Consider the following 6,751-nt stretch of genomic DNA (forward strand, 5'->3'; position numbering starts at 1 on the left):
GGTCATTCCGGTTCCTCCGCCTGCCGCGCCGCGCGCGTGCCGCGTTGGAAAGCGGCCATGTTGCCACGGCTTCGCTCCGGCGAGTGCCCGGCACGCCCGGAATCGCCGTCACCCGGCTCCGAATTGCGGGCATCCGGGCGAATTCGCGGCGGGGTCGGCAATCTCGGTTCGGCTTCCTCCCATTCCGCCGGGCGGGTGAAATCCGTCCTGGTGTCGAACATCGGCTCGGTCGCCAGGATTTCGGTCGGCAGGAGAACCGTCGCCACCGTGCCGTTCTGGGCGGCCTCTTGCAGGACGACCTTGATGCCGCGGCGCGCGGCGAGCTGCGCTACCACGAACAGTCCGAGCCGGGGATCGCCGCGCAACGTGATGTCCTCGAACCGCGGCGGCGTCGACAGCCGCACGTTGGCGTCGTCGCGGTCCGCCGGGCGCATTCCCAGCCCTTCGTCCTCGATCCGCACCAGCACGCCGCGCCGCTCATTGCTGCCGTACACCTGGACTTCCGAGCGCGGCGAGGAGAACGACGTGGCGTTGTCCATCAGCTCCGCCAGCAGGTGGATCACGTCGCCCACCGGCGCACCCACCAGCGACACGTCGGGCATCGGATGTATCCGGATCCGGTCGTAGAGCTCGGTTTCGGCGACCGCCGCACCCACCACGTCCGCCAGCCGCACCGGCTTTCGCCACTGCCGCCCCGGCTGCTCGCCGGCCAGGATGATCAGGTTCTCCGCGTTGCGGCGGGCCCGGGTGGCCAGGTGGTCGAGCCGCAGCAGCGCGTCCTGCCGCTGCGGGTTCTCCTCCCCTCTCGCCAACTCGTCGAGCACCTTGAACTGGCGGTGCACCAGCCCCTGGTTCCGGTGGGCGATGCCCAGGAAGACCTTGTTGATGCCGGACTTCGCCTGGTTCTCCCGCACCGCCGCGGCGACCGCGGTGTGGTGCGCGGTGTTGAACGCCTCCGCCACCTGCCCGATCTCATCGTTGCCGTGCTCCAGCGGGGAGAGCTCTTCCTCGACGTCGATCTGCTCGCCGTGCTTGAGTCTGGACATGATGTCGGGCAATCGTCCGCTGGCCAGCCGCAGCGTGTCGTCGCGCAGCTTCGCCAGCCTGGTCACCAGCGTCCGGTCGACCAGTCTCCGGGCGTTGCGCGCGGCGAGCACGATGCCGACCAGCACGGCCAGCAGCCCCGCGAGGCTGCCCACGATCACCTGGACGAACCGGTCGGTCCCGTTCTGCAGGCCGAGGTCGGAGGTGGTCTTGGCCTGCTCGATGGCGATCTCGACCAGGTCCTCGGCGACCGCGTTGGTGGACTGCCGCCACTCCTCCTCGTCGACGGCGAACTTCCCGCTGCGCTGCGGCGGATGCTCGACGAGCGCGTTCTCGAAGCCGACCAAGCGCTGCCAGTCGGGGCTGGCGATGAGTCGCCGGTACAGCTCGATCGTGCTCGGTGCGGCGGCGGGCACCGCGGTTTCCATCCTGGAGTGGTAGGCGCCGACCAGGGCCGAGAAGGACAGGTGGTCCTCGGTGTTGAACTCACCGCCGACCAGCGCGGCACCGCCCAGCGATGCGGCCTGGGACATCTGGTCGGCGGCGCGGAACACGTCGGTCGCCACCAGGGCGGCCTGGCTGACTTCCAGGTCCGGCGTCACCCGCGACTGGGTGTCGAACAGGTTGACGCCGGCGTCGAGCAGCCGGTTGTAGAAGCGGAAGGTCTCCGCCCGCGACGAGTTCCCGGCATCCGCCCGGGCGCGCTGGTGCGGCAGCTGGACCAGCAGCGCGTCGAGGTCGCGCGCCCGGATCGCGATCCGCGACGGCGCCTCCTCGGCGAGCTGCCCGAGGTTGGCGCGCATCTCGCCGACGGCCGTGTCGGTCCTCGCGCGCTGCTCGATCAGCGCGGCCGGGTCGATGTCCGGGCGGCTGAGCCGCTCCATCGCCAGCTGGCGCTCCTCCTGCAGGGCCGCCAGGCTGTTCACCGCCGGGATCGAGGCGTTCTTCACCCCGACCGCGATCACCCTCGCGCTGTAGCCGTCGTACACGGTCAGCGACGAGAACCCGAGCCAGAGGGCCAGCAGGATCACGCTCGGCACCACGCCGATGCGCGTCAGGCGGGCCCGGATCGTCCTGTAGTCACTACCCGAACTGCTCGTCCGCGTCACAGTGCTCCGCTATGTCGAACCCCCTGCGACCAGCCCGCTCCCGCACCAACGCGGGCGGTCGCGCGGGAAAACACTAGCACAGGGTGATCATGAAAACACGGAAACGTTTCATCACCGTTGCCGCGGTCAGGCGTCGTAGCGCGGCTCGGTGCGGAGCAGGAACGTGGCGTCGTCGCCGGGTCCGAGCTCGCGGGGCTCCGCGCCGCGGGTGAACAGCCGCGCGCCGGTGCTGCCGCCGAGCTCGGCGTGCTCGCCGCGGACCCGCAGCCAGGAGCCCTCCCGGAGGCCCAGCACGGGCACGTCGTTGTCCTCCAGGAATTCCGCGATCCGCTGCTCGCGGGTCTCGCCCATGTGCGTGCTGCCCGGGTCGGGGTCCAGGTAGTGCGGGTTGATCTGGAACGGCACCAGCCCGATCGCCTCGAACGACGGCGGCTCGACGATCGGCATGTCGTTGCTGGTCCGCAGGCTGGGGCAGGCCATGTTGGTGCCCGCGCTCGCGCCCATGTACGGCGTGCCGCCGCGCACGGCCTCGCGCAGCGCGGTGACCAGGCCGAGCCGGTGCAGCGTGGACAGCAGGCGGAAGGTGTTCCCGCCGCCGATGAACACGGCCTCGGCCTCGCGCACCGCCTCCACCGGGTCTTCGGCCCGGTGGAGGCCGTCGACGGTGATGCCCAGCGGCGCGACCGCGGCCTGCACGGTCGCCGCGTAGCCGTCGTGGTCGCGCTTGGCGAACGGGACGAACAGCAGCCGCCCGCGACCGGCCAGCAGCTCGGTCACGGCCGGCATGGCGTGTTCGAGGAAACCCGTGCCGTGCTTCATCGAACTGGACAGCAGGAGCAACTCCACGTCGGCCTTCTTTCCCATCGGCTACCTCCGAGCCAGGCTATCCCGACCCACCGGAATCCACAGTGGACAGGATCAGCGGGGCAGGGGCTGGGTGCGCTCGCTGGTGCCTTCCCACAGATCCTCGACGTACTCCTGGAGGGTCTTGCCGAGCAGGTAGGCGCCCGCCGGGGCTACCACGGTGAACGTGTCGTCCGGTGACTCCGGGATCACGGCGGCGCGGCCGGACGGCGCGTGGTGCACCTCGATCCCGAACGGCCCGCTGCGCACCGCCCCGGAGGCGACGCGCAAGCCCACCGTCAGGTGGGCGGTCATCCCGTCCGCGCGCCGCAGCAGGTCGCCGATGGCCTGCGCGTCTTCCGGCGGCACGCGGCGGCGCTTGAGCTCGTAGGCCAGCCAGTCCACCTGGCGGTCTCCGCGCTGCTCGGCGTCGGCGCGCGCCTCGGCCAGCACGCGGGTCGGCACGGTGACCTCGCAGCCCTCGGCCGGTTCGCGGTCCGGCAGGCAGCCCACCAGCGCCGGCCACGGCGCATCGGGGCGGACCTTCTTCGCGGTCACCGACCCGTCCTGCACCAGCACCCGCGCCGCGTGCCCGTTGCCGACCGCCACGACGGCGCGCAGCTCGGCCTCACCGGGGACGCTGACCTGCGCGAATCCGAACACCGATGCGCGCGCCAGGCCCGCGGCCAGCTCGGCCCAGGGGCCGTCCGGCGGCTCGTCGGCGGTCTGCGGCCGCTCGATCAGGAACGCCGCGACCTCCGGCCCGACCGCGTGATCGCGCAGCAGGCCGCCGAACTCCCGCAGGCTGCATCGCATCGCCGGCTCCGTGGTCCATCAAGATCCCCTGTGCGCGGCAGGATAACCGGGGCGCTGCCCGCTTCGCGGCGTTTTGGCCGGGATCGACGGGGTCAGCGCTCTTCGACCTGGGGGCGGGTGCGGCGCACGATGCCTGCCAGGGCGCTGCTGACGATCGTGACGATCAGCGCGCCCCAGAACGCCGACCAGAAGCCGTCGACGTGGAACGGCAGCCGCAGCTCGCCGGCCAGGTAGCTGGTCAGCCAGAACAGCAGCGCGTTGACCACCAGGCCGAACAGCCCGAGCGTCAGCAGGTAGAGCAGGCAGCCCAGCGTCTTCGCGACCGGCTTGAGCACCACGTTGACGATGCCGAAGATCACCGACACCGCCAGCAGCGTGAGGATCTTCGCGGTGGTGTCCTCGCCCTCCAGCGTGATGCCGGGCAGCGCGGTGGTGATCCACACCGAGACCATGGTGATCAGGATGTACAGCAGCGTTGCCACGACCCGCCCCTCCCTGCCGGCTTCCGCAACGAACATCATCGACGCTACCGGCGTCCGGGGGGCGTGCGCTCGCGCTGCGTTGTGATCTCCGGTTCAGCTGAAGAGGGTCGCCATCAGCCGGAGCGCGTCGCCGTCGGTGTCGTCGTGCGCCTCGGCGAACCGGAAGACCAGGCCTTCGCGCAGGCCCCAGGGGCAGATCTCCAGCTCGTCCACGCCGATGGTGCGCAGGATCAGCTCGGCGACGATGGCGCCGGCCAGGATGCGGCGGGCGCGGCTGCGCGACACGCCGGGCAGCGCCGCCCGCTGCTTCTGGCCCAGCTCCGCGAGCCGCGGGATCCAGGGGCGCAGCTTGGCGCGGAGCAGCCGGTCGGGGTGCCGGGCCAGCCGGCCCGGCGAGCTCTCGGTGAGCACGGCCAGCTGCCGCAGCACCTTGGACAGCGCCACCGGATGCCCGAGGTCGCGGTCGGCGAAGGTGCGCAACGAGCCCGGGATGGCGCCGCGGGCCGCCGCGACCAGCTCGTCGACCTGCTGCGGCTTCGGCGGATCGTCCGGCAGGTACTGCCTGGTCAGCCGGGCCGCGCCGAACGGCAGCGAGACCACGTCGGCGGGTTCGCCGCCGGTGCCGGTGGCCACGTCGATGGTGCCGCCGCCGATGTCCACCATGGTCAGGACGGTGCCGCAGCGGCCGTGCCAGCGGCGGGCGGCGTGATAGGTGACGGCGGCCTCGTCGCGCGGGCTGAGCACGCCGATGCGCACCCCCGCCGCCTCGCTCAGCCGCTGTCGCAGCTCCGCGCCGTTGACCGCGTCCCGCACCGCCGAGGTCCCGTACGCGATCAGCGCGTCGGGCTTCTCGTCGATGGCCGCGTTCACGCAGTGCCGCACCGCCCGCTCCGCGTGCTCGACGCCCAGCTCGGTGACCAGGCCGTCCGCCCCGGTGTGCTCGGCGAGCCTGGTCCGGGCCTTCGCGCTCCAGTCGGCGCGCGGCATCCGGGACCGGTCGAGGTCGACGATTTCCAGGCGCGCAGCAGTGGACCCGATGTCCAGCAGAGCCAATTTCATGCCGCGACCGCCCGCGCACCACGCGGCACTCGGCGCGGCGTGGTGGAGGTAATCGGCGGCATGCTCCCATTGTCGGGGTCATTTCGGCCGAAAATCCCGCCACGCCAAGGTTTTCTTGAGAGTTGTGTCACATTCTCGGGGACGGGCGCCGTCTCCCGGCGCGACTTACCCGGCGGTAGCCTCTGGGCTACCTCGGCGGCGTGGCCGACGCCCCGGCATCGCCGCTCGCCACAGACCGGAAGGGTTCGGCCGATGCGCATCGGGATGCCGCTGAACTACAGCGGAGGGTTCAAGGAAACCGTCGACGACCTGGCCACCTACGAGAAGGCCGGACTGGACATCGTGTACGTCCCGGAGGCGTACTCGTTCGACGCGGTCAGCCAGATGGGCTTCATCGCCGCCCGCACCGAACGCCTGGAGATCGCCTCCGGCATCCTGCAGATCTACACCCGCACGCCGACGCTGACCGCGATGACCGCGGCGGGCCTGGACTTCGTCTCCGACGGCCGGTTCACCCTGGGCATCGGCGCGTCCGGGCCGCAGGTCATCGAGGGCTTCCACGGGGTGCCCTACCACGCGCCGCTGGGCCGGACCCGCGAGATCGTCGACATCTGCCGCCAGGTCTGGCGCCGCGAGAAGGTCCAGCACGAGGGCAAGCACTACCGCATCCCGCTGCCCGCCGACCAGGGCACCGGGCTGGGCAAGCCGCTGAAGATCATCAACCACCCGGTGCGCGACCGGATCCCGATCATGATCGCCGCGATCGGGCCGAAGAACGTCGAGCTGGTCGCCGAGATCGCCGAGGCCTGGCAGCCGATCTTCTACCTGCCGGAGCGGGCGGCCGAGGTCTGGGGCGAGCCGCTGGCGGCGGGCAAGGCGAAGCGCGACGCGTCGCTGCCGCCGCTCGACGTGGTCGCGCAGGCGCCGCTGGCCATCGGCGAGGGGCTCGACGATCTGCTGGACTTCGCGCGGCCGCACGTGGCGCTCTACGTCGGCGGGATGGGCGCGAAGGGCAAGAACTTCTACAACAACCTGGCCCGCCGCTACGGCTTCGAGGCCGAGGCGGAGCTGATCCAGGACCTCTACCTCAGCGGCAAGAAGGAGGAGGCCGCCGCGGCGGTGCCCCGAGAGCTGCTGGAGAAGACCTCGCTGGTCGGCACCGCGAGCCACGTCAAGGAGCGGCTGGCGGCGCTGAAGGAATCGGGCGTCACGACCCTCAACGTGACGCCGCTGGCGGGCGACGCGGCCGGCCGGGCCAAGCTCATCGAGCAGGTCAAGCAGCTCGCCACCGACGCCTGACCGGGGTTCCGCAATTTCAATGGAAATCGGACCTCTGATTTCCATTGAAATTGCGGAAGTTGTCCACAGCCTCCGGCATGTCGGGATGCGACACGCCGG

The 6,751-nt window shown here is 71.3% G+C and carries 6 protein-coding genes; 1 reads left to right on the forward strand and 5 read right to left on the reverse strand.

All coding sequences use genetic code 11. The features are described 5' to 3' along the window. Window positions 1-2: 2 nt before the first annotated feature. The 5 genes from ACWEV3_RS12505 to ACWEV3_RS12525 all read right to left on the reverse strand — a co-directional run bounded on the left by ACWEV3_RS12505 (window position 3) and on the right by ACWEV3_RS12525 (window position 5,353). Window positions 3-2,153: a sensor histidine kinase gene (locus ACWEV3_RS12505; protein WP_452613932.1), complete on the reverse strand. Its 2,151-nt coding sequence runs from the start codon at window positions 2,151-2,153 to the stop codon at window positions 3-5. 126 nt (window positions 2,154-2,279) lie between these two features. Continuing rightward, window positions 2,280-3,017 carry a dipeptidase PepE gene (gene pepE, locus ACWEV3_RS12510; RefSeq protein ID WP_452613933.1) on the reverse strand — a complete coding sequence of 246 codons (738 nt, stop codon included), beginning with the start codon at window positions 3,015-3,017 and terminating at the stop codon, window positions 2,280-2,282. Between the two features lie 54 nt (window positions 3,018-3,071). Then, window positions 3,072-3,812: an ESX secretion-associated protein EspG gene (locus ACWEV3_RS12515; RefSeq protein ID WP_452613934.1), complete on the reverse strand. Its 741-nt coding sequence runs from the start codon at window positions 3,810-3,812 to the stop codon at window positions 3,072-3,074. Between the two features lie 92 nt (window positions 3,813-3,904). Next, window positions 3,905-4,294 carry a phage holin family protein gene (locus ACWEV3_RS12520; RefSeq protein ID WP_452613935.1) on the reverse strand — a complete coding sequence of 130 codons (390 nt, stop codon included), beginning with the start codon at window positions 4,292-4,294 and terminating at the stop codon, window positions 3,905-3,907. A gap of 93 nt (window positions 4,295-4,387) precedes the next feature. Further along, complete coding sequence (locus ACWEV3_RS12525; protein ID WP_452613936.1) at window positions 4,388-5,353, reverse strand: Ppx/GppA phosphatase family protein; 966 nt, start codon at window positions 5,351-5,353, stop codon at window positions 4,388-4,390. A 252-nt stretch (window positions 5,354-5,605) separates the two neighbouring features. Between ACWEV3_RS12525 and ACWEV3_RS12530 the strand changes: the two genes are divergently transcribed. Continuing rightward, on the forward strand, window positions 5,606-6,652 hold the full coding sequence (locus ACWEV3_RS12530; protein WP_452613937.1) for an LLM class F420-dependent oxidoreductase: 1,047 nt from the start codon (window positions 5,606-5,608) through the stop codon (window positions 6,650-6,652). Window positions 6,653-6,751: the final 99 nt, after the last annotated feature.

This window comes from Saccharopolyspora sp. NPDC003752, from assembly GCF_053605825.1.